The organism is Halanaerobium sehlinense (genome assembly GCF_055379485.1).
The window spans coordinates 497,089-521,877 of sequence record NZ_AP042442.1 but is presented as its reverse complement, the minus strand read 5'-3'; the positions used below and the strand labels follow the sequence as shown (position 1 = coordinate 521,877).

The 24,789-nt window shown below is 33.1% G+C and carries 33 protein-coding genes; 1 reads left to right on the top strand and 32 read right to left on the bottom strand.

The genetic code is table 11. From position 1 onward, the window contains the following. Positions 1–64: 64 nt before the first annotated feature. The 11 genes from ACZ446_RS02610 to cdaA all read right to left on the bottom strand — a co-directional run bounded on the left by ACZ446_RS02610 (position 65) and on the right by cdaA (position 10,764). Positions 65–415, bottom strand: a complete 351-nt coding sequence (locus ACZ446_RS02610; RefSeq protein WP_464393590.1) for a type II toxin-antitoxin system PemK/MazF family toxin — start codon at positions 413–415, stop codon at positions 65–67. Next, entirely contained in the window at positions 396–692 is a 297-nt protein-coding gene (locus ACZ446_RS02605) for a CopG family transcriptional regulator (protein WP_464393589.1), read from the bottom strand. The genes ACZ446_RS02610 and ACZ446_RS02605 overlap by 20 nt, the downstream gene beginning before the upstream one ends. A gap of 98 nt (positions 693–790) precedes the next feature. Continuing rightward, positions 791–937 carry a hypothetical protein gene (locus tag ACZ446_RS02600; RefSeq protein WP_464393588.1) on the bottom strand — a complete coding sequence of 49 codons (147 nt, stop codon included), beginning with the start codon at positions 935–937 and terminating at the stop codon, positions 791–793. A gap of 141 nt (positions 938–1,078) precedes the next feature. Then, complete coding sequence (locus tag ACZ446_RS02595) at positions 1,079–3,328, bottom strand: IGHMBP2 family helicase (RefSeq protein WP_464393587.1); 2,250 nt, start codon at positions 3,326–3,328, stop codon at positions 1,079–1,081. A 16-nt stretch (positions 3,329–3,344) separates the two neighbouring features. Then, positions 3,345–3,887, bottom strand: coding sequence for a dCTP deaminase (gene dcd, locus ACZ446_RS02590; RefSeq protein WP_464393586.1), 543 nt, complete (start codon positions 3,885–3,887; stop codon positions 3,345–3,347). 72 nt (positions 3,888–3,959) lie between these two features. Next, the gene (locus ACZ446_RS02585; protein WP_464393585.1) at positions 3,960–5,522 is read right to left on the bottom strand and encodes an NAD(P)H-hydrate dehydratase; all 1,563 of its coding nucleotides are present in this window, start codon (positions 5,520–5,522) and stop codon (positions 3,960–3,962) included. After that, the gene (acpS, locus tag ACZ446_RS02580; RefSeq protein ID WP_464393584.1) at positions 5,523–5,903 is read right to left on the bottom strand and encodes a holo-ACP synthase; all 381 of its coding nucleotides are present in this window, start codon (positions 5,901–5,903) and stop codon (positions 5,523–5,525) included. A gap of 124 nt (positions 5,904–6,027) precedes the next feature. Next, complete coding sequence (gene glmS, locus ACZ446_RS02575) at positions 6,028–7,857, bottom strand: glutamine--fructose-6-phosphate transaminase (isomerizing) (RefSeq protein WP_464393583.1); 1,830 nt, start codon at positions 7,855–7,857, stop codon at positions 6,028–6,030. Between the two features lie 354 nt (positions 7,858–8,211). Next, positions 8,212–9,564, bottom strand: a complete 1,353-nt coding sequence (glmM, locus tag ACZ446_RS02570; RefSeq protein WP_464393582.1) for a phosphoglucosamine mutase — start codon at positions 9,562–9,564, stop codon at positions 8,212–8,214. A 24-nt stretch (positions 9,565–9,588) separates the two neighbouring features. After that, a complete protein-coding gene (locus ACZ446_RS02565) occupies positions 9,589–9,978 on the bottom strand; it encodes a hypothetical protein (RefSeq protein WP_464393581.1) in 390 nt (129 codons plus the stop codon). Then, positions 9,979–10,764 carry a diadenylate cyclase CdaA gene (gene cdaA / locus ACZ446_RS02560; RefSeq protein WP_464393580.1) on the bottom strand — a complete coding sequence of 262 codons (786 nt, stop codon included), beginning with the start codon at positions 10,762–10,764 and terminating at the stop codon, positions 9,979–9,981. Positions 10,765–10,889: 125 nt separating this feature from the next. Here cdaA and ACZ446_RS02555 point away from each other — a divergent pair, with 125 nt between their 5' ends. After that, positions 10,890–11,615 (top strand): hypothetical protein, encoded by a 726-nt coding sequence (locus tag ACZ446_RS02555; RefSeq protein WP_464393579.1) that lies wholly within the window; start codon positions 10,890–10,892, stop codon positions 11,613–11,615. A gap of 57 nt (positions 11,616–11,672) precedes the next feature. On the opposite strand, the gene ACZ446_RS02550 is transcribed toward ACZ446_RS02555, so the two are convergent. The 21 genes from ACZ446_RS02550 to secY form a co-directional block, all read right to left on the bottom strand. Further along, complete coding sequence (locus ACZ446_RS02550; protein ID WP_464393578.1) at positions 11,673–11,840, bottom strand: hypothetical protein; 168 nt, start codon at positions 11,838–11,840, stop codon at positions 11,673–11,675. A 158-nt stretch (positions 11,841–11,998) separates the two neighbouring features. After that, entirely contained in the window at positions 11,999–12,346 is a 348-nt protein-coding gene (locus tag ACZ446_RS02545; protein WP_464393577.1) for a radical SAM protein, read from the bottom strand. A 66-nt stretch (positions 12,347–12,412) separates the two neighbouring features. Beyond that, entirely contained in the window at positions 12,413–12,940 is a 528-nt protein-coding gene (amrA, locus tag ACZ446_RS02540; protein ID WP_464393576.1) for an AmmeMemoRadiSam system protein A, read from the bottom strand. A gap of 44 nt (positions 12,941–12,984) precedes the next feature. Continuing rightward, a complete protein-coding gene (gene amrB / locus ACZ446_RS02535) occupies positions 12,985–13,812 on the bottom strand; it encodes an AmmeMemoRadiSam system protein B (RefSeq protein ID WP_464393575.1) in 828 nt (275 codons plus the stop codon). Between the two features lie 525 nt (positions 13,813–14,337). Beyond that, positions 14,338–14,733, bottom strand: coding sequence for a 30S ribosomal protein S9 (gene rpsI, locus ACZ446_RS02530; protein ID WP_464393574.1), 396 nt, complete (start codon positions 14,731–14,733; stop codon positions 14,338–14,340). Positions 14,734–14,756: 23 nt separating this feature from the next. Then, a complete protein-coding gene (gene rplM / locus ACZ446_RS02525; RefSeq protein WP_464393573.1) occupies positions 14,757–15,185 on the bottom strand; it encodes a 50S ribosomal protein L13 in 429 nt (142 codons plus the stop codon). 131 nt (positions 15,186–15,316) lie between these two features. Next, on the bottom strand, positions 15,317–16,063 hold the full coding sequence (gene truA / locus ACZ446_RS02520) for a tRNA pseudouridine(38-40) synthase TruA (protein ID WP_464393572.1): 747 nt from the start codon (positions 16,061–16,063) through the stop codon (positions 15,317–15,319). Between the two features lie 12 nt (positions 16,064–16,075). Beyond that, positions 16,076–16,867, bottom strand: coding sequence for an energy-coupling factor transporter transmembrane component T family protein (locus tag ACZ446_RS02515; protein WP_464393571.1), 792 nt, complete (start codon positions 16,865–16,867; stop codon positions 16,076–16,078). 1 nt (position 16,868) lies between these two features. Next, positions 16,869–17,717 (bottom strand): energy-coupling factor transporter ATPase, encoded by an 849-nt coding sequence (locus ACZ446_RS02510; protein ID WP_464393570.1) that lies wholly within the window; start codon positions 17,715–17,717, stop codon positions 16,869–16,871. Next, positions 17,711–18,532 carry an energy-coupling factor transporter ATPase gene (locus ACZ446_RS02505; RefSeq protein WP_464393569.1) on the bottom strand — a complete coding sequence of 274 codons (822 nt, stop codon included), beginning with the start codon at positions 18,530–18,532 and terminating at the stop codon, positions 17,711–17,713. The genes ACZ446_RS02510 and ACZ446_RS02505 overlap by 7 nt, the downstream gene beginning before the upstream one ends. 20 nt (positions 18,533–18,552) lie before the next feature. Then, positions 18,553–18,894, bottom strand: coding sequence for a 50S ribosomal protein L17 (gene rplQ / locus ACZ446_RS02500; RefSeq protein WP_464393568.1), 342 nt, complete (start codon positions 18,892–18,894; stop codon positions 18,553–18,555). Between the two features lie 13 nt (positions 18,895–18,907). Then, positions 18,908–19,855 (bottom strand): DNA-directed RNA polymerase subunit alpha, encoded by a 948-nt coding sequence (locus ACZ446_RS02495; RefSeq protein WP_464393567.1) that lies wholly within the window; start codon positions 19,853–19,855, stop codon positions 18,908–18,910. Positions 19,856–19,907: 52 nt separating this feature from the next. Then, complete coding sequence (gene rpsD / locus ACZ446_RS02490; protein ID WP_464393566.1) at positions 19,908–20,534, bottom strand: 30S ribosomal protein S4; 627 nt, start codon at positions 20,532–20,534, stop codon at positions 19,908–19,910. Positions 20,535–20,562: 28 nt separating this feature from the next. Then, positions 20,563–20,958, bottom strand: coding sequence for a 30S ribosomal protein S11 (rpsK, locus tag ACZ446_RS02485; RefSeq protein WP_073159808.1), 396 nt, complete (start codon positions 20,956–20,958; stop codon positions 20,563–20,565). A 16-nt stretch (positions 20,959–20,974) separates the two neighbouring features. Continuing rightward, entirely contained in the window at positions 20,975–21,355 is a 381-nt protein-coding gene (gene rpsM, locus ACZ446_RS02480; RefSeq protein ID WP_464393565.1) for a 30S ribosomal protein S13, read from the bottom strand. A gap of 20 nt (positions 21,356–21,375) precedes the next feature. Beyond that, a complete protein-coding gene (gene rpmJ, locus ACZ446_RS02475) occupies positions 21,376–21,489 on the bottom strand; it encodes a 50S ribosomal protein L36 (protein ID WP_005487032.1) in 114 nt (37 codons plus the stop codon). Between the two features lie 23 nt (positions 21,490–21,512). Continuing rightward, entirely contained in the window at positions 21,513–21,737 is a 225-nt protein-coding gene (infA, locus tag ACZ446_RS02470) for a translation initiation factor IF-1 (protein WP_005487029.1), read from the bottom strand. 3 nt (positions 21,738–21,740) lie between these two features. After that, positions 21,741–22,064 (bottom strand): hypothetical protein, encoded by a 324-nt coding sequence (locus tag ACZ446_RS02465; RefSeq protein WP_464393564.1) that lies wholly within the window; start codon positions 22,062–22,064, stop codon positions 21,741–21,743. A gap of 41 nt (positions 22,065–22,105) precedes the next feature. Beyond that, positions 22,106–22,855, bottom strand: a complete 750-nt coding sequence (map, locus tag ACZ446_RS02460) for a type I methionyl aminopeptidase (protein ID WP_464393563.1) — start codon at positions 22,853–22,855, stop codon at positions 22,106–22,108. Next, positions 22,855–23,505, bottom strand: a complete 651-nt coding sequence (locus ACZ446_RS02455; RefSeq protein ID WP_464393562.1) for an adenylate kinase — start codon at positions 23,503–23,505, stop codon at positions 22,855–22,857. The genes map and ACZ446_RS02455 overlap by 1 nt, the downstream gene beginning before the upstream one ends. Positions 23,506–23,520: 15 nt before the next feature. Then, positions 23,521–24,789: a preprotein translocase subunit SecY gene (secY, locus tag ACZ446_RS02450; RefSeq protein WP_464393561.1), complete on the bottom strand. Its 1,269-nt coding sequence runs from the start codon at positions 24,787–24,789 to the stop codon at positions 23,521–23,523.

Below are 24,789 nucleotides of genomic sequence, written 5' to 3'. Positions count from 1 at the left end.
ATTAAAAGTATATGATAATTTTTTCACACTGTCAAGAAATAACCAATTAAATATTTAAAAGACGTTATAAATCTATTAATCCTAAACTTATTTCAATTGACTGATTAACATCTTCTATTACATCCTCACCTAAATGGGCTATATGACGCTGTAATCGTTTCTTATCAAGGGTTCTAATTTGTTCTAATAAAACAACAGAATCCTTATCTAAATTAGTATAATCAGCAGGTATTTCAACGTGTGTGGGAAGCTTAGCTTTATTAATCCTGGAAGTAATTGCAGCAACTATTACAGTTGGACTGTATTTATTACCAATATCATTTTGGATAATAAGTACAGGTCTTACTCCCCCCTGTTCAGAACCAACAACTGGATTTAAATTTGCGTAAAAAACATCACCCCTTTTTACTTTCAACTTTTTCACACTCCACCAGTCTCTGCTCATAACATAAATAAGAGTAACATTCACTTGATAATCCTTCATCAGCTAACTGCTGATTAAGACCGGCCATTTTTTTATATCCATCACGAAGATGATTACGAACCTCTTGTTTTTTCATTTCTTTTAGATAAAATTTTATTGCCTGTTTTAAAAAATCATTTCTTTTTTGACTGCTGTTTTTGCAGTAGGTTTTAATTTCTTCCAATACACATTCTGGAAGCTCAACACTTATTTTTCTATTTTCTGACAACAGACCCACCTCCATTGGTTTTAGGCTGTCTTAATTATATCATCTACTTATAAATTTGCAATTAGATTCTAATCCTAAAAATGAAGAAAAAGATGAGACTAATTAGCCCCATCCTTAAGTAGAGAAAATTTTTGAACACGATCATCAGTTACTGCAGACATTTTTTCATAGCCTTTAACCATTCTTTTTACAATTTCTTCTTTTTCAGTTTTGCTAAAATTATTCTTTCGGCGCAGCCTCTCCACTTTCTGACCACCTCATTATAAATGATTTTGAAATCCTCTTAGATAATGTAATTATATCTTAAATATGATGAGGTGTCAATCAAAAAATGAGACCAAGATTACTGTTATAACCGCATTTTCTCCAATTTATAACGCTTTTAACTATAATTGATAATAAAGCCCACTTTTTTTAATATATTTCAAAAGTTTAGCATAAACATCATGACTACAAATTGTGCTGCTGTCACCAATAAAAATCAATTTTCTTTTCGCTCTAGTTAAAGCAACATTGAGCCGTCTTAAATCTCTTAAAAAACCGATATTCTTATCATCATTACTTCTGACTGCAGAAAAAATAATCATTTCTTTTTCTCGACCCTGAAAAGCATCTACCGTATCAATTTCTACATCCTGAAATTTATTGTGCTGATTAATCAGATCAACCTGATCTTTATAAGCAGCAATAACTGCAATATCATTTTCAGGAATTGAAGCTTTGACTGCTCGATCCAATATATCTAGAGCTATTTCAGATTCTACTGGGTTATCATAAGAATTAGATCCTTCAAATGACCTTTCTTCAGCCTTCATTTCTTTTGTATCTAAAAATACTAATGGATACTCTGATTTTAGAGATTTAATAGTAAAACAATCATCCACTTCCAGCTCAATCCCAAGATCACTTAATTTTTGATCAGCAGCAGATTCAGCCGCAGTTAAACTATTGTCATAAAAGTAGATGCTGGAAAAACCCATAAGCTTCCTATTCATTCTATATTGAATTTTTAATAAAGAGCTTAAATTTTTCTGATAAGAGCTAATTAATTTTTCAAATAAAGAAATACTGAGACCCTCTTTAGCTGCCTCCTGGTTAACTACTGTTGGCGGCAGCTGTTTGTGGTCACCAATTAAAATAGTTTTATCAGCCTTTAAATATGGAATTAAAGCTGCTGGTTGAGTTGCCTGGGTAGCTTCATCAATAACACTTAAGTCGAAATCCATATCTGCTAAAAGATCAGATCCAGCTGAAATATTAGTAGTACAAATAATGTCTGCCTCGTCTAATAATTCTTCTACAGCTTTATTTTCTAATCTTTCAATCTCTTTAAAATATTTATCAATTTTCGCCTGAAGTTCCAACCAGCCTGCCATTTCTTGAATAACTTCTGGACTAATACCTCTAACATGATGCTCCAAATCTTTTTCAGCATAATTTTTTATTTCCTGATCTGAAAGTCCTCTTCTATATTTACCACCAGGGTAAATATAAGACTCCTGTTTATTAATTAAGTCAGATACCTCATCTCTTAATTTTTCCGCCTCAAGATAATCCTGATGTTTTAAAACAACCTTATCTAGAGTATGCTCTCTTAATTTTTTATTAACTCGGATTGGATGTCCAATTCGAATCACATTAAGCTCTTTTTCAGCCAAAAGTTCTAAGAGATTATCGACAGCTGTATTTGAGTCAGCCGCAGCTAAAACTTTATTTCCACCCTGAACAGCTTTATCAATTAATTCCACTGCTGTTATAGTTTTTCCAGTTCCTGGTGGCCCCTGAATTAAATAAAGGTCTTCCGCAGCCAAAGCATTCTCTACAGCATTTAACTGTGACTTATTTAAATAATCCAGACTCAAATCTAAACTGTTTGGTAATTCTGGTTTTTTTCGCTCCAATAAAATATCTCGTTTCCTTTTCTGCAGTTCATTTTCAGGATGTTTAATCTTTTCTAAAGCAGAAAACATTCGCTGAAAACTGGTATCATTGACAAATAAATCAATTCTTACTCCCTTATTATAAATAAATTCGGGTGGATAACTCTCAAAAGCAACAGTAATTGAATAAGCAGTTTTTTCAATTACTGTCCCAGTCGGATTATTCGGGTGTAAAGGTTTATTTAAACTAATCATTACTAAATCCCCAGGTGTAATTTGAGTCTCAGCCAGTCTTTCTCCTTTATATTTTGAAGTAAACTTAACTAAAGGCCGATGCCCAAAAGTTGTTCCATTATCTCTACCGTGAAGATCCAATAAAGCTCTTCCTTTTGCCTGCCTTTCTCTTGCAGATAAATATTTTATTTCTAACTTATGTCGGTCAATCTCTTCCTGTCTTTCTAGTTCGACCAAATTATGAAATTTATTATAATAATTAATAATATCTTTATCAATCAGATCATCCGGATTTTTTGCTTCTACCTGAACCTTTACTCCTCCAATTTGATTGTTGTCCATAGCTTCTATAATCTGAGGAGCAGACTCCCAATTTACTTCAACTTCTGCAATTTTATTTTTTTTGTCAATATTGATCTTACCAATATTATCACTTTCTGTCCCAGCTTCGTTAATAAATGCACCTACTATATCCCCTGGGCCAATACTATTATCAATATCTGAAATAACTAAAGTTACCACAACAACACCTCCAGTTTTATCTTTTTTTATTTTCTGGATCTTTAAATACCCTGGTACCTACTGTATTTTTTTGTCCCTGATATTTACCACGATATGGATTATCAGCTTTATTGTCCATCGAAGCAAATACAAGCTGACAGATTCTCCGATCGGATTCCAGTTTAATTGGCAACCGATTAGCATTATATAATTCCAGTGTTATTTGACCTTCAAAACCAGGGTCAACCCAGCCTGCATTCTGAATAAAAAGCCCCATCCGGCCGATTGAACTTCTCCCCTCTACAAAAGCAGTTAAATTATCTGGTAGTTTTATATATTCTTTAGTAGTTGCAAGCAAAAATGAGTGAGGTGGTATAATAATTTCATTACCCTTCACTTCTTCATAATTAACCTTATCATTTAGAGTCATAACTGGTAGAGAATTCTCATCCACCTTTAAAAAATCATTTCCCAACCTCATGTCAACTGAAGCGGGCTGGATTTGCAAATCATCTATAGGATCAATTACAAGCTCATTTTCGACCAACATTTTTTTTATTGTTTTATCTGATAATATCATTTTTTACCCCTTAAATTATTTTATTTTATAAATTCAAACTAACTAAATTATATTTATATATTTTTTCTAGTTTTAAGTCAATTCTTTCCAAACTGATGCTAAATTATCTACAATGTTCCCTGCAGTAAGCGCAAAATTGCTTTCTGCAGCAGCTGCATATTCTCCAGCTCTACCGTGAATATATACTGCTAAAGCTGCAGCTTCAAAGCTATTCATTCTCTGAGCTTTTAAGGAAGCTATTATACCAGTTAATACATCACCACTACCCGCAGTTGCCATTCCATTACAGCCACTGCTGTTAATATAGGCTCTTCCATCTGGAGCAGCAGTTATTGTTGCAGCTCCCTTTAAAACTAAGTTTAGATTGTTTTCTTTTGCAAAATTTCTTGCTACTTCTAAACGATTATTATTTATTTCAGAAATAGTTAAACCAGTCAATCTAGACATTTCTCCCGGATGTGGTGTCAAAATAAGCTCTCCCTGATAATCTCTTAACAGTTTTAAATCGGTAATTGAATTCAGTCCATCTGCATCTAAAACCAAAGGAACATTTAACTGCTCCAAAATATTGTTTATTACAGTCTGGACAGCTTCAGTTGAGCCAAGCCCCGGGCCAGCAGCTAAAAGATCAACTTTTTTTGAAAATTCCTTAATTTTTTCAAATGCTTTTTTTGCAATTACACCCTTTTGAGATGGAAGCGGAATTCCTACTAATTCTTCAACTTTTGAACTGGTTAAAGCTTCAATTTCTTCGCTAATTAATAAATAAACAAGTCCGGACCCACTTTTTAAAGCTGCCTTAGTTGTTAATAAAGGAGCACCTGTCATCCCACTAGAACCTGCAAACACAGCAACTTTACCAAAGTCACCTTTGTGGCCATAATTTTTTCTATAAGGAATTAACTTTTTTGCTTCCTGATGGTTAAATATTTTTAGGCCATCTCCATTTTTTTCAATAGTTTCTGCCTGAATCCCAATATTAATAACCTTAACTTCACCAGTGTAATCTCTACCTGGATATAAAATCAAGCCTCTTTTATATGCAGCCATAGTTGCTGTATAATCAGCTTTTAAAGCTCCTCCTGCTGTATTGCCTGTCTTCCCTATAACCCCTGATGGAATATCTACAGCAATAGTTATAGCTTGATCATTTATATTTTGATTAATTAAATTAATAATTCTTTTAATATTTCCTCTAAGCTCACCAGTAATTCCTGTACCTAAAAGTGAATCAATAATTAAATCACTATTCTTTATTTCAGCTAAAAACTTTGCTTTTTCTAAATTTGAAAATTGAACTATCTTTATTTTATTTAAAACAGCAAGTTCAAAATTCTTTTTGTTAACACCATTTAATTCATCTTTACTTGAACTCAAAATTATTTTAGGATTATAGCCCCAATTTTTCAAAATACGGGCAGCAGCCAGCCCATCTCCCCCATTATTCCCTTTGCCTACTAAAAAAGTAATCTTTATTTTAGATTTTTCCTCATAAACTAATTTTTTTTCTATAATTTCCTCAGCAAGCTTAGCTGTACCCAAAGCAGCTGATTCCATTAATAAAATTTCAGGATAACCAGCCTCTATAGTCTCCTGATCACATTTTGTCATCATTTTTGGAGTCAAGACTTCCATTTATTTTTCTCCTTCCATAATGATCTGAGCAATACTGTATTTTTTTTCGTGAGAAATTGATATAAAAATAGATCTAACCTTAATTTTTTCAGCTCTTCTGGCAGTTTTGTTATTTAATAGGACCTCAGGTTTTCCAAGTTCGTCATTAAGAATTTCAATTTCATGCCAGCTGTTATTTCTCATTCCAGTTCCTAAAGCCTTTAAGACAGCCTCTTTAGCTGCAAATCGAGCTGCAAAAGAAGCAACAAAATTATTTTTAGACTGACAGTATTCAATTTCTTTTGCTGTATAAATTTTTTTTAAAAAACGATCTCCGTACTTATTAATAAGCTCTTCAATCCTATTATTTTGAACTATATCTATTCCAGTTCCAATAATCATATTTATCCTTTCTAATATCGTATAAAATCTTATAACTACTCTTCTTAATAATTATATTAAAATTATGAGTTAAATGCAAAAAACCGAGCCCTATAAAGACTCGGTTTCAAATTTATTAGATCATTTATTCTACTGTTACACTCTTTGCTAAGTTTCTTGGTTGATCAATATCTTCACCACAATTTAAAGCAGTATAATATGCCAAAAGCTGTAGTGGAATAATTGCCAGTAGACCGGCAAAATCTTCATTTAAAACCGGCAGTTTAATTAAATGATTAACACTCTCTGTTTCGAATCTCTGATTTTCTTCAGTAATCAGTAATGTTTCAGCACCTCTAGCTTTAACTTCCTTTAAATTACTAAATAATTTCGGAAAAATATCAGCTCTACTTCCGAGAGCAACAACAGCCACTCCCTCCTCAATCAAAGCAAGTGTACCATGTTTTAATTCTCCTGCAGGGTAAGCCTCTGCATGAATATAAGAGATCTCTTTAAGTTTTAAAGCTCCTTCTAAAGCCAGAGTATAATCAGTATTACGTCCAATAAAGAAAATATTTTCTTTATCTGCGTAATTATCAGCAATAGCCTGAATTTGTTCTTTACTCTGTTCACTAAGCTTCCGAATCATTTCCGGTAGTTTAATTAAATCAGAAGTATAATCAGCTGTAATCTGCTCACTAATATTATCTCTCTGCCTCATTCCATCTATCAACAAAAGATAAAAGGCTGCTACCATATTTGTATAAGCTTTTGTTGAAGCAACAGCTATTTCAGGGCCAGCTTTTAGGTAGATTACCATATCAGATTCTCGAGCAATGCTGCTGTCCCTGGAGTTAGTCAGCGCTAAAACTGATGCTCCTTTTTTCTTTGCTAATCTCAAAGCCGCTAAAGTGTCAGCAGTTTCTCCTGACTGGCTGACAACAATCATTAAAGTACCAGCATCAATAATGGGATTACGATAGCGATATTCGCTTGCCACTTCAACTTCCACTGGAATTCTTAATTTATCTTCCAGCAGGTATTTAGCAAGTGCTCCAGAATGGTAAGCAGTACCACAGGCTACAATATGAATTTTATCATAATTATCAAGCCAGTTTTCAGCAAGACCACTGGCAGTTAAGTCAACATAACCACTTTTTAAATTATCTTCAAGTAATCTTTTTAAAGACTCAGGCTGCTCATGAATTTCCTTTAACATAAAATGCTGATATCCCTGTTTTTCAGCCATTTCAGCATCCCAGCTGATTTTTGTCTTACTTTTATTAGCTATCATATCACCATTAAATGTATAAATAGTAACTTCTTCTTTTCTAATATCAGCAATTTCTCCGTCTTCAAGTATATAAAAATCATTAGTATGTTCAAGATATGCTGGAATATCTGAAGCCAAAAAATTCTCGTTTTCGCCTAAGCCAATAATTAAAGGACTATCTTTACGGACAGCAATAATTCTATCTTTCTCCTGCCTTGACATGACAGCAAGTGCAAAAGACCCTTCCAACCTTTCAACAGTTTTATTAACTGCAGCCCTTAAATCGTCTTCGTAATAAGTAGAAATCAAATGAGCAACAACTTCTGAATCAGTTTCAGATTTGAACTGATGACCTGCTGCTGCTAGATCCTCTTTTAATTCTCTAAAGTTTTCAATAATACCATTATGCACTATTACAATTTCAGAAAAAGAATCAGTATGGGGATGTGAGTTAATATCAGATGGTCGACCATGAGTAGCCCATCTGGTATGTCCAATTCCAGTACCTCCATAAAAAATTTCTTCTTCTGCGCTTGATTTCAATTTATCTAATTTACCTTCTTTTTTTACAATTTTAACAGCCTTTTTCTCCTGAACAGCAATCCCAGCTGAATCATAACCTCTATATTCCAACTTTTTGAGTCCAGAAAGAAGTATCGGGGCCGCTTTTTTTTCTCCAATATAACCAACAATTCCGCACATATAGTATCTTAACCTCCGTTTTATTATTAATATTCAATTGTCAGCTATTATTTATTTCCTTTGTCTCAGTAATTACCCACTGATTTTAAGAAATAAACTTAAGGCAGAAAAGCTGCTGCCTGAAGGCATCCGCCGAAATTTCGATAACCTTCTTCCTCGTCCACCCAATTAAGATTCCGTTCCAATTGGGTTCTGGCGCTTTTATTTATAAATTTCCAACCACCTCCTTTAATTTAGATCAAATTCAATAATTTTTCATCAAAAAATCCTACCTTAACAACATTCGATTCTTTACAACAAATTTAAATAAACACAAATATAATATTATTATAAATTACTTAAAATAGCAAATCTTTAGTTCAATTCAGAACTAATTATTGAAGTTAATTTATTTTCCCATTTGTTCAAAAGTTCTTCATCCTTGCCTTCCAGCATCACTCTAATTAAAGGTTCTGTACCTGAAGCTCTAACAAAAACACGACCAGATTTAGATATTTCTGCTTCTGCAGCCTCAATTTCAGAGTTGATTTTAGCATTTCCTTTCCAGCCTTCTTTTTGATTTACTTCAACATTAGCTAGAATTTGGGGCCAATAATTCATTACTTTTTTCAGCTCAGATAAAGATTTATTTTTCTTTTTAATTATAGAAGCAATTTTAACTGCAGTTAATATACCATCACCAGTTGTATTATATTCACTAAAAATAATATGTCCTGATTTTTCTCCACCTAGCTTATAATCATTTCTAAGCATTTCTGCTAAAACATAACGATCCCCATTTTTAGTAATTACTAAATCAGCATCTACTTCTGCCAAACTTTCTTTTAAACCTAAATTACTGTATTTTGTTGTAACAACAGTTTTTTTGTTTAATTTATTTTCTTCTATCATAGCACGAGCAGCAACTGCCATAATATTATCACCTTCTACAACATCACCCTTTTCATCAATTAAAATAACTCGATCAGCATCCCCATCGTGAGCAACCCCAAGATCTGCTCCCAACTCAACAACTTTCTCAGCTGCCAGCTCAGGTGCAGTTGAACCACAGTTAACATTAATCTCTTCTCCATTTGGATGGTTATTAATTATATAAACTTCAGCACCTAAAGCTTCAAATACTGATGGAGAAGCCTTGTAAGCAGCCCCATTAGCACAATCAATAACAATCTTTAAACCATTCAATTTTTGCTCAGAACTATCTATAATAAAATTAGTATACTGATCTATCCAATCATATTTTTCTTCTACTAATCCAATTTCATTATCAATTGGATAAGGCAGCTCTTCAGAATGATCATTGAATATTAGTTCTTCTATTTCTAATTCAGCTTCATCAGTTAATTTGATTCCATTACTATCAAAAAACTTAATTCCATTATCAGCAGTTGGATTATGAGAAGCAGAAATCATAATTCCTCCAACAACATTTTTAATTCTGCTTAGATAACAAACACCCGGAGTAGGAATAATTCCCAAACGATAAACATCAATTCCAACAGAAGTTAAACCTGCCATTAAAGCTGCTTCCAACATATCTCCAGAAAGCCTTGTATCTTTACCAATTACAACTACCGGTCTTTCAACTTTAGAATCTTTGCTTAGAAAATATCCTCCAATTCTTCCTAATTTAAAAGCTAACTCACCCTTTAATTCGTGATTAGCTACTCCACGTACTCCATCAGTTCCAAACAATCTTTTTTCCAAATTATCCACCTCTATTTATTTTTATTAATTATCTTTTTGACTTACATTAACCAGTAAATATCCCGGATCGACTCCCATTAATCTCGCAGAACTGGGAAGTTCAACCTCAATTATTTTCATATTATCACCTGGGTCAACATTACGCAAATCAACATAAGCTGTTATATCTTCTTTTTTAATTTGAGAAAAATAAGAGACATAGTCAATTCTTACAACTGCTCGATCTACAGACATCGATTCCACCTGATAATTATCAGCTAAATTTCTTACTTTGATATCTATCAAAAACGAAGCTGCCTGTTCTTCACCAAAATTGAATACATTTGCTGTTTGATTACTGGCATATCCCCAGAGTAAAACAGCAATAAAGAAGGCCAAAATTAACTTTTTTTGATTTTCACTTAGAGAAAACATTTATAGGTGCCTCCTCACAAATGATTTTTCTCTTGACTTTTCAAAGCTGTGAGATAATTTCTCGCGCAGCTCAGACTTATCAAGGTGACGGCTTAACTGTCCATTTTCAGCAACAGAAATAACTCCTGTTTCTTCAGAAACTACCAGAGCTAATGCGTCAGATTCTTCAGTGATCCCAATTGCCGCTCTGTGCCTTGTTCCAAGTCGGGGATTAATATCAGAGCGAGTAGAAAGATTTAAAAAACAGCTTGCAGCCCTAATTCTACCATTCTCAATTATCAAAGCCCCATCATGAAGTGGTGATTCATGCTGGAAAATGCTGTAGAGAAGCTGTTTAGTTATTTCAGCATTCAACATTATTCCGGTTTCTATATAATTTTTCAAACCAACTCTACGTGAAATCACTATTAATGCACCAATATTTTGCTCAGACATTTCATCTGCAGCTAGAACTATTTCGTTAATTTCTTTTGGACCCCAATTTTGCCAGAATTGTTCTTTCAAAAACCCTCCCCGTCCAATTTGTTCAAGTGCTCTTCTTAATTCAGGTTGAAAAACAATTGGTAAAGCAACCATTATAATTGTTAAAAAACTATCCAAAAACCAGTTAACTGTATTTAGTTCTAAAAGCTGCGCCACTAGTGCGACTACAAAAATTAAACCTAAGCCCTTAATTAACTGTACTGCCCTTGTTCCTGAGATAATATTTAATAAATAATAAATAATGAAAGCAATTATAAAAATGTCTAATAAACTTGTTAAAACTTTCCAGGACAATTTTATCACCTCTATCTTAAATATTCGGCAAACGCCCGGGCAAACCCTGCTTATTTTCTCTAATCCATTCAAAAAAATAAATTTTTAAAGGATTCCTTGGTTTTTAATAGAAATATGAGAGAGGAGGTGATAATTTGAACAAAAATATTTTCTCTGATCAACGCCTTAATTACAAAGATTTTTTAATTGTCATTCTGTGCTGGTATTTTATAACTTTAAGCAGCTATTATATTAGTGAAAATGATTTTGCAGCCTTAATTTACATTAATGAAATTTTAAGTTTTGCAATAAATATTCTCTCTCATTTTATTTTTTTAATTATCATTTATAGTTATTTTAATCTTCTTTATGATTTCAGCCTGTCAGATTTAGGTTTTAAATTTAAATTTAAAAAAATAAATTTAAAAGCTCTATTTATTATCTTTTCTATCTTAACTGCAGGAGTAATTTTAATCAATCTTAATGCACAAAATAAAATAAACAACAGCTTTTTCCCTCTTCAACTAGGAAAAAATTTTTTTCAAGCAATTTATACTGATTTACCACTACTTGTTATCATTTTTACAGCACTACTTTTTACAGCTTGTGTAGAACAATTTTTATTTAATAAAGTAATATTTTCATTATTTGATCTTTATCTACCAACATTTATTGCTGTAATATTTAGTTCACTTTTTGCTTCTCTACTATTTTTAGAATTTAATCCAGCTTTTATTTTAATAATTTTTATTTCAGTTGTTATAAGTAATTATCTTTATATTATTACAGATTATAATTTATTTAGCTCGATAATATTTTACAGTTATTTTTTAACTCTTTATATTGCCTTTATTTATGGTTTTAAATTCATGTATATTTAAAGTATTTAATTTAGTAAAAAAGGCCGGCCAGCGGCCGACCTTTTTATTCATAAATTTTTACTTCCACAATTTAAAAATTTTAGTTAATTGATTAATCTTAGCAGAAGATTTTTCTTCATTATAGTTATGATTATGATATAAATCTCCACTACACTTTTCGCAATATAATGTACCAGACCAATTTTGGCTTCCACATATATTACATTTCACATTTTTATTTTTCATTATTATAAGCCCTCCTTATTATTCTTATAAAATTATATGAGCTTATCTAGAGTATAGCAGCAGCAATATTCACTGTCAAGATCTCACTTGAAAAAACAAAATTAAGAATTATTTGATAAAACGCTTATAATTAAAGTTGTAATTTCTAAATGGACTTCTTAAGCTAATAAGCTTATAGTATTTTTTACACTTTCCAATCCACCATTACAATAATTACGATAAAATTCATCTGCAAACGCCTTCAAGCCAATGTTAGCAGCATCTATAAGCGGAAGAAGCTCTTTTAAAGGCTTTTCATTAATAAACCCATTACTGATCATTATATTTTTTATTGCCTTTTTTCGGGCTATTTTAGCTGTTTCCAGCATATATTCATAAAAGACTATTGGTTCAGAGTAAGTGTAAGCAATATAATTGATCCCCCTATCAACAGCCTCATTAACAATTGCCTGAGGCGAATAATCTCTTAAAAAGGGTTTTTGCTGGCTAATTTGCCAATTTTGCATTCATGTGGACATAACTTGCAGCGAATTTTTTCCCCCTCTAAATTATAGAATTTAGCTGGATAGTTTTTAATCATTTTCCTCAAACCTTCTCACTTGAAAACGATAAATTTCCACATTAGTGTCCTGATTTAACCCTGCTTTTCTTTTAGCGATATTTATCTGTTTTTCTGGAGTATCTATTCCATCTAAATCTGGCAGTAATAAACCTGTTTGGTGTCCACCTTTTACTAAAATACCATATTTTTTGGGATCTAATTCTTCTTCATCTCTTACCAGTTCTGGTTCTGACAATATATCAACTGAAAACTTAATTTCATTTAGTTCTTCTTTATTTACTTCAGGAAATCTAGGATCATTTTCAGCAGCCGTCATTGCATTACTAATAATTTCATAGGCAGCATTTTTTTGAACCGCTTTAAAAGTTCCCATACAACCTCTTAAATTACTATTTTTCTTTAAAGTAACAAATACACCAGCCTGCTTTTTTAAAATTTCTGGAAGTTCATTCTCATCAACTTCAACCTCTCTACCTCTAATGATATACTCCTCAACTGCTCTTCTTGCTAAATCGGTAATAAATTTTTCTTGATTCATAGTTATCACTCCTAGTATAATATACTCTATGCTTTTAAAAAAGTTTATTTTATATCTATAAAAATAGTACCATATCCAACACCAAAAGGCCCTTCATAGGAATTTACACTGATTTCTAAATCTAATTCATCTAAAGCTCCCAGCATAGTTACAATGGGCCTTAAGCCACATTCTCCAGCTTTCTCAACTAGTTCAGGTTCAAAATTTAAAATTGATTTGAAGTCTTGTTCCTTAAAATATTGAATTAATCGCTCATCAAAAAGATGCGCTTTTGGATTGAAACCAGCAGGTGCACCCTTTTTAAGTCGATGAGATAAGTCACCACTTGCAATCACAGCAATTTGATAACCCATTTCAGCTGCATTTTCTTTAATTTCTTTACCAATTTGATATAATTCTTCATATGAAATAAAACCAATTGATAGAGGTAAAATAGGTAATTTGATGTCAAATTTTTTAAAATAATGCAGAGGAACCATAATTCCATGGTCTAATTCTTGATCTATTCCATAATTGTTTAAATCTTTTGTTCTAAGCGGCTGTAGAGATAATTTTTTCCCTCTGGTTCTAGCTATTAATTTTTCAGCAAATTCAACATCTGACTCTTCCTTAAACTTAATTTTAGGATATGAAAAATCACCAAAATCACCATAAAGTTCTTTTTTGACAATTAAAGAAGCTGTAGAACGAAATACCGGGCCGTGTGGTGTAATAAAAACCACTAAATCAAGTTCATCCTTAAATTCAGCTATTTCTGCTGCTGTCTTTTTAAATCCCTGAACAGTTTTTTCTGCCTTTTTTAATTCCCGACCCCCAATTTCTTCGATAACAATCGGCGGGTGCGGCAGTAAAGCAGCACATTTAACTCCCATAAATTTCACCTCCGCTAAAGTTAAGCTCTAAATCAATGCAGATAAATTTAATTTTACTTCCAAAAAATTAAAAATTCTTAACTAATTCCTCTATCATTTATATTATACAACAAATTAACTGATAAAAAAACACCTCTAAGCCTACTTTTCGCTGATACATTTTATTAATTATAACTTAGTTAACACTGGAAGGCCTGCCTTTTCTATTTTTATAATCTATTTGAATATTTTATTTTAAAGCTGAGCATTAAAATGAATGACTAAATAAATTATTTTATTATAACTTGATGAATAAAAAAACTTAGTTGAGCCGAAGAGCAAGGACGCTCTGAGCTGAGCTAGAAACAGGACGTTTCTTTGCTCAGGCAGCTCAACTAAGTTCTTTTATGAGTCTTAGTTATTGTAATAATTTTTTCTGGATTGATATTTTAATGCTCAGCTTTAAAATAATTAACTAATACTGAGATTATAAAAAAGAAAAAAGCAGAGCCTGAGCTCTGCCTGTAATAAAATGAAAAATAAATATTATCTTTTTGAGAACTGTGGACTTTTTCTCGCTTTTTTGCGACCGTATTTCTTTCTTTCAACCATACGGGAGTCTCTGGTTAAGTAACCAGCTTTCTTAAGTGGTCCACGATAATCTTTATCTACTTCCAGTAACGCTCTAGCAATTCCATGTCTAACTGCTCCAGCTTGACCTGAAAGTCCTCCACCTCTAACATTTACTAATACATCAAATGTTCCATCAGCATTAACTAATTCTAAAGGTGACATAATATCTTTAATTAAAGATTTTCTATTAAAATAGGTATCAATATCTTTGTCATTTACTAAAAACTTTCCATCTCCAGGCAGCAGGCGAACACGAGCTGTAGAAGTTTTTCTACGACCTGTACCTCTATATTGTACTTCAGAAGCCATCTATTAAATTCCTCCTTTCAGAATTAAAGTTCTAATTTTTCTGGCTGTTGAGCCTGATGTGGATGGTTTGATCCACTATATACTTTTAACTTTTTTAACATTTTTCTACCTAATTTATTGTGTGGTAACATACCCTTTACAGCTTTTTCGATTATAAACTCTGGGTCTTTAGCACGAAGTTCCTTATAAGTAATTTCATTAATACCACCTGGGTGATTAGTGTGACTGTAATGTTTTTTATCGTCCCACTTCTTTCCAGTTAATTTTACTTTCTCAGCATTAACAACAATTACATAATCTCCCATATCTACATGAGGAGTAAAAGTTGGCTTATGCTTACCTCTAATATACTGAGCAATTTCAGATGCTAGTCTTCCTAAAGTTTTATCTGCAGCATCAACTACGTACCAGTTGCGCTCTACACTTTCATTATTGGCCATATATGTTGACATAACTATACCTCCTTAGTTAAATACTCTCTATAATTACATGAATATATTCTCAACGGGGCTTGTTGTTGGACAGAATAATTCATAGTAATTTTAATACAATCTTCTGCTTTTGTCAAGTTAAACGAAATAAATTAATCATAAAATACTTCTATTAAAGTTAAACCCTGAGCCGGAGCAGTAAAACCAGCATTGTTTCGATCACAACTCTGCAGAACATTTTGCAGTTCAAACAAAGATCTTTTTTTGAGACCGGTTTCAATTAGTGTACCGGCTAAAATTCTTATCATATTATATAAAAAACCATTTCCAATAACATCGATCCAAATCTCATCATTTTCTGCTTCATAAAGATTTAATGAGTAGATATCTCTAACTGTAGATCCTACTGAAGAACCAGCAGCACAAAATGAAGCAAAATCATGACAGCCTTCAAAAATTTCAGCTGCTTTTTGCATAAGTTTTAAATCAAGTTTTTTATGAACATTATATACAAAATTACGGACAAAAACTGAATTAAAATTACTGTTTAGAATTCTATATCTATATTTTTTGCCCCGTGCATCATAACGAGAATGAAAATCAGCACTAACTTTTTCAGCTTTTTTACAAATAATATCATTAGGCAGCTCACTATTTAAAGCAAGTGGTATTTTTTCTGCAGGAATATCAATATCTAAAAAGAAATTTGCTGTCTGACCAGCCGCATGAACCCCAGCATCTGTTCTTCCTGCACCTGTTACAGAAACTCTGCTTTTATTTATTTTTGATAAAGCCTTCTCCAGCTTCTGCTGAATTGTCTCGTTAGTATTTTTTTGAATCTGCCAGCCGCTATAGTTTGTCCCATCATATTCAATTATTATTTTATAATTTTGTCTCATCTCAATTATCACCTAATAAAATGATACAGCAACTGCCAGTATAATTATCATTCCTAAGGCAACAAAGTCATAATATCTATATTCTAACTCATGCAGCCTTGTTCTACCCTCTCCACCTCGATAGCATCTTGATTCCATTGCCAGCGCTAGATCATCTGCTCTTCTAAATGCACTAATAAATAAAGGAACAAGTAATGGAATTAAGCTTTTTGCTCTTTGAATTAAATTACCCGATTCAAAATCAGCACCTCGGGCCTGCTGAGCTTTCATTATTTTATCAGCTTCTTCCAGTAAAGTTGGAATAAACCTTAAAGCAATTGTCATCATCATTGATAGTTCACTTGCCGGAACTCCAAATCTTTTTAGGGGTGATAAAATATATTCAATTCCATCAGTTAACTGCAGAGGAGAAGTCGTTAAAGTTAAAAGGGATGTAAATAAAATTAAAATAAAAATCCTACTTACCATAAAAAAACCAGTATAGACACCTTCAGACTCAATGGAAATAAATTTCCAGGACCAGAGAACCTGACCACCTTTGGTTAAAAATATATGAATAAATAGAGTAAATAAAACCAAAATCAAAATTGGCTTCAACCCTTTTAAAACTTTTTTTACTGATATTTTAGATAGCAATATTACAACCAAAACAAAGGCTGTAAAAAATCCAAAACCTATAAATGAATCAATAGTAAACAGAGCTATTATCAAAATTGTGGTAATCATAATTTTAATTCTGGCATCTAAAGCATGAATAATAGAATCACGAGCTATATATTGACCAATTGTAATATCTTTTAGCATATTATTTGCTCCTCAATGCTTTAGTTATTTCTGCTGATGCTTCAGATATCGAAAATAAATTTGTATTTACTTTCAAACCTCTTTCATCTAAGCGGTGTAAAATTTCAGTAATCTGTGGTAAATCCAAAGATAGTTTATGTAATTTCTGCTCCTTTGAAAAAACCTCAACAGGATTATCATCAATTACAACTTCGCCCTGATGCATTACAATAACTCTACTTGATAATTCAGCAATTTCTTCCATTCGATGAGATATTAATATAATAGTCATTTCCAACTCTTGATAAAGATACTGCAGCAGTTCTGCCAGCTGTTTTCGAGCCTGAGGATCAAGTCCAGCGCTTGGTTCATCTAAGACTAAAACATCTGGTTTTAAAGCTAAAACACCAGCAATAGCTACTTTTCGCTGCTGACCTCCACTTAAATTAAATGGAGACCTATCCTTAAACTCACTATAATCAAGGCCAACTAATTCCATAACCTCTTTTACTCTAAGTTGAATCTCATCTTTTTTAAAACCCAGATTTTTTGGACCAAAGGCTATATCCTGATAAACAGTTTCTTCAAACAACTGATGTTCTGGATACTGAAAAACCAAACCAACATGGCGTCTGATTTCTTTTAAATTATTTTTTTCATTAGTAATATTTTTTCCATTAACCTTTACAGTTCCAGAGCTGGGAATTATTAATCCATTAAAAAGCTGAACTAAAGTAGATTTACCAGAACCTGTATGTCCTACAATTCCAATAAATTCTCCCTTGCTTATTTCTAAATTAATATTTTTTAGGGCTTTAACATTATTATCATCCTGATAGACATGGCTAACATTATCAAGTTCTATTAACATAATGCTTCCACCAACTCATCTATGCTCAAGATATCAGGGACATCAATTTTTTCCTGACGCAGATATTCAGCAACTTCAACTGCCACAGGAATGTCTAAATTTATCTCTTTTAATTGCTCAACTAATCTAAAAATAGTCTTTGGGCATCCCTTATGCAAAATTTCTCCCTGGTTCATAACAATAACTTTGTCTGCATCCACAGCTTCCTCCATAAAATGAGTTATATGCACAACAGTAATCCCTTTTTCTTTGTTCAGGTACTGTACCGTTTCCATAACTTCTTTTCTTCCTTGCGGATCAAGCATTGCAGTTGGTTCATCAAGAACTATACAATCAGGTTCCATGGCAATAACCCCAGCAATAGCAACTCTCTGTTTTTGACCGCCAGATAATTTGTGCGGTGCAAATTTTTGAAATCCAGACATCCCAACCATTTCTAGAGATTTGTCAACTCTTTGACGAATCTCTTGACTAGGAACACCAAGATTCTCTGGTCCAAATGCTACATCATCTTCAACCATAGAAGCAACCAGCTGATTATCAGGGTTTTGAAAAACCATTCCAACCTTCTGTCTAATCTTCCAGGTATTATCAGGATTATTAGTATTTAAACCATCTACAAATATTTCTCCTGTAGAAGGAGTTAAGAGTACATTCAATAACTTTGCCAGGGTAGATTTGCCCGAACCATTCGAACCAATAATAACAGCAAAATCACCGGCTTCTATCTGCAGATTTATATCTTGCAGAGCCGGTCTATCACTGTTTTCATTTTGATAAAGAAAATCTACCCCATTTATTTCTATCAGGCTCATATTAACACCTTCATTCAGTATTATTCTACCAATTCAATAATTGCTTGTTTTGCTGCATCTCCTCTGCGGGGATACATCTTCAAAATTCTTGTGTAACCACCAGGTCTTTCAGAATACTGAGGTGCAATTTCATCAAATAATTTAGTAACAACTTCTTTATCTTTGATTTTACTCATTACTTTGCGTCTAGAAGCTAAGTTATTAGTCTTCGCAGCTGTAATAAGTTTCTCAGCATAAGATCTTAATTCTTTAGCCTTAGGTAGTGTAGTTTCGATTCTTCCTTCACGAAAAAGTGATGTAGCCATGTTGCTTAACATCGCCTTACGATGAGAAGATCTTTTCTGTAATTTACGCTTAGCCACCTAAAATCCCTCCTTAAATTTCATTCTCTTTTAAATCTAGTTCCAGTTCATCTAATTTATCTTTAATTTCCTGTAAGGATTTTTTCCCAAGATTACGAACCTTCATCAGATCATCTTCAGTTTTATCAACAAGTTCTTCAACTGTATTGATACCGGCCCGTTTTAGACAATTGGAAGAACGAACAGAAAGTTCTAATTCTTCAATTGTTGTATCAAGGATCTTATCCTTTTCTTCTTCTTCTACTTCCACCATAATCTCCACATCTTCGATTTCATCAGTAAGATTGATAAATAATTCAAGATGTTCAACCATGATTTTAGCAGCAAGACTGATAGCATCATCAGGATTAATACTACCATTAGTATTGACCTCTAAAACTAAACGGTCAAAGTCAGTTACCTGACCAACTCTGGTATTTTCAATATTAAAATTAGCTCTTTCAATAGGACTGTAAGAAGAGTCTATTGGAATTAAACCAATTACATTATTTTCAAATAAATCTTTATTTTCTTCAGCAGTATGATAGCCTCTACCTTTATGAACAGTTGCTTCTAGTACTAATCTACCATCTTCAGCAAGTGTAGCTATATGATGATCTTTATTAACAACCTGTACATCACCTGAAGAAACAAAGTCACCAGCTGTAACTTCTCCCTCACCTTCTGCTTCTAATCTAATAGTTGTTTCTTCATCACCTGAATACTTAACAACTACCTCTTTTAGATTCAGAATTAGATCTGTCATATCTTCAACTACTCCTGGAATAGCTGAAAATTCATGCTTTACTCCCTCTACCTTTACTGAAGTAAGTGCAGCTCCGGGTAAAGAAGAAAGCAGGATACGACGCAGAGAATTACCAAGAGTAGTACCATAACCTCTTTCTAAAGGAGAAATTTCATAACGACCATAGTTCTCATCACTTTCAAGTCTTTCCACACGTGGTTTTTCAATTTCTATCATCTTATCAGCTTACCCTCCTTATATTAACAATTTTATGACTGAGGGTATTCATTTACCGTGAATAATACTCGACAATCAGGTGTTCTTCTACCGGATAATCGATATCTTCCCTCTCTGGTAATCCAACAATTGTACCTTCAGCTTTTTCAAGATCAGAATTAACCCATTCCTGTGTAGTAAAGTCAGCATTATATTCAAAGATCTCTTTAAAACGTTTGGACTTACGGCTGGAATCTTTCACACTAATAACATCATCTACATCAATTTCATATGAAGGAATGTCAACTTTGCGTCCATTCACTTTAATATGTCCGTGTAATACAAACTGTCTTGCTTCACTGCGAGAGCTGGCAAAACCCATTCTGTAAACGACATTATCTAATCTTCTTTCTAATAATTGGAGGAAGTTTTCACCTGTAACTCCATTTTCATTTTCTGCTTTTTCAAAGTAATTACGGAACTGCTTTTCCATAATACCGTAAATTCTTCTAACTTTTTGTTTTTCTCTTAACTGTGAACCATATTCAGAAACTTTCTGGCGACCCTGACCATGTTCACCTGGAACATAAGGTCTGCGGTCAAAAGAACATTTATCACTATAGCAGCGGGCGCCTTTTAAATATAATTTTTCACCTTCACGCCTGCATAATTTACAAACTGAACCTGTATATCTTGCCATTTTTACACCTCAACTTTCTATTATATAATTATATACGTCTTCTTTTTGGGGGTCTACAACCATTATGTGGAATAGGAGTAATATCTTTAATTAAAGTAATATTTAAGCCGGCAGACTGAAGAGTTCTAATTGCAGATTCTCTACCAGAACCGGGTCCTTTAACAAAAATTTCAATTTCCTTCATTCCCATATCTTTTGCTTCTTCAGCAGCATTTTCTGCAGCCAACTGGGCAGCAAAAGGGGTGCTTTTTCTGGAACCTTTGTAACCAACTTTTCCAGCACTTGACCAGGCAATTACTTTACCTTCTTCATCAGTAATTGAAATAATTGTATTATTAAATGTAGATTTAATATGAGCCTGACCCTTTTCTATATTACGCTTAACCTTTTTTCTTCTACGCTGTTTTTTCTTATTTTTAGCCATTAATTAAATTCCCTCCTTACTTAGCTGGTTTTGATCTTGTTACACCAACAGTTTTCTTAGGTCCTTTACGTGTACGAGCATTTGTCTTAGTTCTCTGTCCACGTACAGGTAAACCTCTGCGGTGACGAAGACCACGGTAACAACCAATATCTTTTAATCTTTTAATATCAGCTCTTCTTTCTCTTCTTAGTTCACCTTCAACAATATAGTTATTATCAATTTCACTTCTTAAATCTGAAATTTCAGCTTCTGTTAAATCTTTAATTCTTGTATCAGGATCAATACCTGTGTTTGCAAGAATTTTTTGAGAAGTAGTTTTACCAATACCATAAATATATGTCAATCCAATTTCTACCCTTTTATTTCTAGGAAGATCAACACCTTCAATTCTAGCCATGATTTCACCTCCAGTATTTTTTATCCCTGACGCTGTTTATGCTTGGGATTTTCACAAATAACCATTACTTTACCATTGCGTCTGATAACTTTACATTTATCACAAATCGGCTTAACTGATGGTCTTACTTTCATTAACAATCACCCCTTGTGGTAATTTATTTCGCTTTATGTCGATAAGTTATCCGGCCACGACTCAAGTCATAGGGAGAAAGTTCTACTGTTACCTTATCACCAGGTAAGATTCGTATAAAATTCATCCTCATTTTTCCTGAAACATGTGCCAGAACTTTGTGTCCGTTTTCCAATTCTACTCTAAACATTGCATTTGGCAGGGGTTCAACAACTGTACCCTGGACTTCAATAGGATCTTCTTTTGCCATAAATTATTTTACCTCCTCTTTGCTGAGATAATCCTTTAAAACTAAGCGAACATCTTCATTACGCACTCTTTTTTTACTCTTTAACCAGCGTAAAAATTCATTTGAAATCTCTCCAGTGCCCTCTAAATGTTTGCCGTTTTTATACTTCGGATTATTAAATTTTTTCTTAACACCATCAACAACTTTGAATTTATTTTTAAAACTATTATCTATTACCAAATAATAATTTCCTTTATCTCTGCCGGCAGTTGACTTTACAATTTCGCCAACTTTAAAAGCAGTATCCAAAAATATCACTCTTTTCTCTGTGCTTCTTTTTGCACGCACTGTTCATTATACCATAGATAAGATAAACTCTGCAATAAAAGTTATAGTTTACTTAATATTTCAACTCCAGCTTTAGTTATTGCAATAGTATGCTCAAAATGTGCAGATAAACTTCTATCTTTTGTTACTACTGTCCAATCATCCTCTAATGTTTCGACTTCATAACTACCAATGTTAACCATTGGCTCTACAGCAAGGGTCATCCCCTCTTTTAACTTTGGGCCCTTACCTGCTGGGCCAAAGTTAGGTATCTGTGGATCTTCATGCATATCACGGCCAATACCGTGACCCACATAATCTCGAACCACAGAAAACCCATTTTTTTCAACATGTTCTTGTACAGCATGAGAAATATCAAATAATCTGTTGCCGATAACTGCTTTCTCTAATCCTTTAAGAAGAGATTCTTCTGTTACTTTTAATAATTTGCTGGCATTTTCAGAAATTGATCCAACTGCATAGGTTCTGGCAGCATCACCATTAAAACCTTCATAAAAAGTCCCAATGTCAATACTTACTATATCACCATTTTCTAAAAAGCGGTGTTCAGCAGGAATACCATGTACAACTTCTTCATTAATTGAGATACAAACTGAGGCTGGAAAACCCTGATAACCTTTAAAAGAAGGAACAGCTCCTCTGCTGCGAATAAATTCATCAGCAAACTGATCTAGTTCAGCTGTTGAAATACCAGGTTTAATCTTTTCAGATAAAAAAGCGTGGGTTTCAGCAACTATTTGGTTTGCTTCACGCATTATATCAATTTCACGCCTCGATTTCAAGATAATCATTATTTATTCTCCTCAATTAACTTCAAAAGTCTTTTCTGCACTTTATCAATTCCACCAATACTTTCAACTTCATGCAGTATTCCTTTTTTCTGATAATAATCTGCAAGTTTAGCAGTTTTATCTTTATTAACTTCAATTCTTTTTTTAACTGTTTCTTCCTGATCATCACTACGCTGAATAACTTCGCCACCACACTTATCACAAACACCCTCAACTTCAGGAGGATCGTTTTTAACATGATAGGTAGCACCACAATCTACACAAACCCTGCGGCCAGCAAGTCTTTCAACTAAAACATCAATTTCAGCCTGCAGATAAATAACTAAATCGAGTTCTCTATTCTGCTCTGCTAAAATTTGATCTAAGGCTTCAGCCTGTGCGATTGTACGAGGAAAACCATCTAAGATAAATCCATTTTCACAATCGGATTCTTTTAATCGTTCTTCAACAATTCCAATTGTTACTTCATCTGGGACTAATTCGCCAGCATCAATAAATGACTTAGCTTTTTTTCCTAAAGGAGTTTTATTTTTAATTGCTTTTCTAAAAATATCTCCAGTAGCAATGTGAGGAATTTCAAGTTCGCTTTCTAATTTTTTTGCCTGAGTTCCCTTACCTACACCAGGTAAACCCAGTAAAATCATATCCATTTAATTTCCTCCTTTTTATTTCATGAAACCTTCATAGTGTCTCATCAGGAGATGGGATTCGATCTGTTCCATAGTTTTTAAAGCTACACCTACCATAATTATTAGGGATGTACCTCCAAAACTAATTGTTACACCTGTTAATGGCTGCATTGCAAAAGGAAGTAATGCAACAATTGTTAAGAATATAGCTCCTGCAAGTGTAACTCTCATTAATACTTTATCTAAATAATTAATGGTTGGTCTTCCAGGTCTAATACCAGGAATAAAACCACCATATTTCTTCATGTTATCTGCTACTTCTTCTGGATTAAAGGTAATAGCAGTATAGAAATAAGTAAAGAATAAAATCATCAAACCATATAATACCATATAAAGCGTTGAACCAGGACTAATAGCATTTGCTAAGCCAGCTGCCCAGTCATAAGGTAATACCTGAGCAATAATCCCAGGGAATAAAAGCACAGATGAAGCAAAAATTACTGGAATTACTCCAGCCTGATTAATCTTCATTGGAATATGAGTGCTTCTACCACCATAAACTCGACGGCCAACAATTCTCTTAGAATACTGAACTGGAATTCTTCTTTCACCCTGCTGCACAAAAATTATACCAGCGATGATGATAATTGCCAGAACAGCAAAAATGAGAATATTTAAAATTGAAATTGTTCCTGCTTGTAATAACTCATATGTGTTATACATATCTGATGGAAAACGTGAAATAATAGATGTGAAAATGATAATAGAAATACCATTTCCTATTCCTTTATCCGTAATTTGCTCACCTAACCACATTAAGAAAGCTGTTCCTGCAGTTAAACTTACAATAATTAAAGCAATATCAAATACGCTTGCATTAGGTACTGCTCCAAAACGCTGAATATATAGTGTGATACCAACTGCCTGAATAACAGCAAGTACAATAGTACCATATCTAGTATACTGAGCAATTTTTTTACGGCCCTCATTACCCTGTTTAGAAAGTTCTTCTAATTTCGGTATAACTACAGTTAACAACTGCAGAATAATCGAAGCAGTAATGTAGGGAGTAATGCTCATCGCAAAAATTGTAAAGTTGCTTAACGCACCACCTGCAAATAAATCTAAAAAATCAAGTGCCCCGCCAAAGTTTCCACCAAAAAGTCTCTCCTGAAGTAATGCTACATCTACTCCAGGAACAGGTATATGTGCTCCCAGGCGGTAAACTGCCATCATAGCAAGCATAAATAAAACTTTATCTCTAAGTTCTTTTACTTTAAAAACATTACCGAGAGCCTTTAGCAA

Bases quoted from the DNA above. Each gene is read 5' to 3' on its own strand.
- ACZ446_RS02550 (WP_464393578.1), bottom strand. From the start codon at position 11,840: ATGAAAAATAAAAATGTGAAATGTAATATATGTGGAAGCCAAAATTGG.
- ACZ446_RS02495 (WP_464393567.1), bottom strand. From the start codon at position 19,855: ATGATAGAAATTGAAAAACCACGTGTGGAAAGACTTGAAAGTGATGAG.
- ACZ446_RS02505 (WP_464393569.1), bottom strand. From the start codon at position 18,532: ATGAGCCTGATAGAAATAAATGGGGTAGATTTTCTTTATCAAAATGAA.
- amrA (WP_464393576.1), bottom strand. From the start codon at position 12,940: ATGAATCAAGAAAAATTTATTACCGATTTAGCAAGAAGAGCAGTTGAG.
- truA (WP_464393572.1), bottom strand. From the start codon at position 16,063: ATGAGACAAAATTATAAAATAATAATTGAATATGATGGGACAAACTAT.
- ACZ446_RS02565 (WP_464393581.1), bottom strand. From the start codon at position 9,978: ATGTTTTCTCTAAGTGAAAATCAAAAAAAGTTAATTTTGGCCTTCTTT.
- ACZ446_RS02545 (WP_464393577.1), bottom strand. From the start codon at position 12,346: ATGCAAAATTGGCAAATTAGCCAGCAAAAACCCTTTTTAAGAGATTAT.
- ACZ446_RS02510 (WP_464393570.1), bottom strand. From the start codon at position 17,717: ATGTTAATAGAACTTGATAATGTTAGCCATGTCTATCAGGATGATAAT.
- rpsK (WP_073159808.1), bottom strand. From the start codon at position 20,958: ATGGCTAAAAATAAGAAAAAACAGCGTAGAAGAAAAAAGGTTAAGCGT.
- ACZ446_RS02455 (WP_464393562.1), bottom strand. From the start codon at position 23,505: ATGGATATGATTTTACTGGGTTTACCTGGTGTAGGTAAGGGAACTCAG.
- rpmJ (WP_005487032.1), bottom strand. From the start codon at position 21,489: ATGAAAGTAAGACCATCAGTTAAGCCGATTTGTGATAAATGTAAAGTT.
- rpsD (WP_464393566.1), bottom strand. From the start codon at position 20,534: ATGGCAAGATATACAGGTTCAGTTTGTAAATTATGCAGGCGTGAAGGT.
- dcd (WP_464393586.1), bottom strand. From the start codon at position 3,887: ATGATATTATCAGATAAAACAATAAAAAAAATGTTGGTCGAAAATGAG.
- amrB (WP_464393575.1), bottom strand. From the start codon at position 13,812: ATGGGAGTTAAATGTGCTGCTTTACTGCCGCACCCGCCGATTGTTATC.
- map (WP_464393563.1), bottom strand. From the start codon at position 22,855: ATGATTATCTTGAAATCGAGGCGTGAAATTGATATAATGCGTGAAGCA.
- rpsM (WP_464393565.1), bottom strand. From the start codon at position 21,355: ATGGCTAGAATTGAAGGTGTTGATCTTCCTAGAAATAAAAGGGTAGAA.
- ACZ446_RS02585 (WP_464393585.1), bottom strand. From the start codon at position 5,522: ATGGAAGTCTTGACTCCAAAAATGATGACAAAATGTGATCAGGAGACT.
- ACZ446_RS02515 (WP_464393571.1), bottom strand. From the start codon at position 16,867: ATGCTAAAAGATATTACAATTGGTCAATATATAGCTCGTGATTCTATT.
- infA (WP_005487029.1), bottom strand. From the start codon at position 21,737: ATGGCAAAAGAAGATCCTATTGAAGTCCAGGGTACAGTTGTTGAACCC.
- glmS (WP_464393583.1), bottom strand. From the start codon at position 7,857: ATGTGCGGAATTGTTGGTTATATTGGAGAAAAAAAAGCGGCCCCGATA.
- rplM (WP_464393573.1), bottom strand. From the start codon at position 15,185: ATGTCAACATATATGGCCAATAATGAAAGTGTAGAGCGCAACTGGTAC.
- rpsI (WP_464393574.1), bottom strand. From the start codon at position 14,733: ATGGCTTCTGAAGTACAATATAGAGGTACAGGTCGTAGAAAAACTTCT.
- acpS (WP_464393584.1), bottom strand. From the start codon at position 5,903: ATGATTATTGGAACTGGAATAGATATAGTTCAAAATAATAGGATTGAA.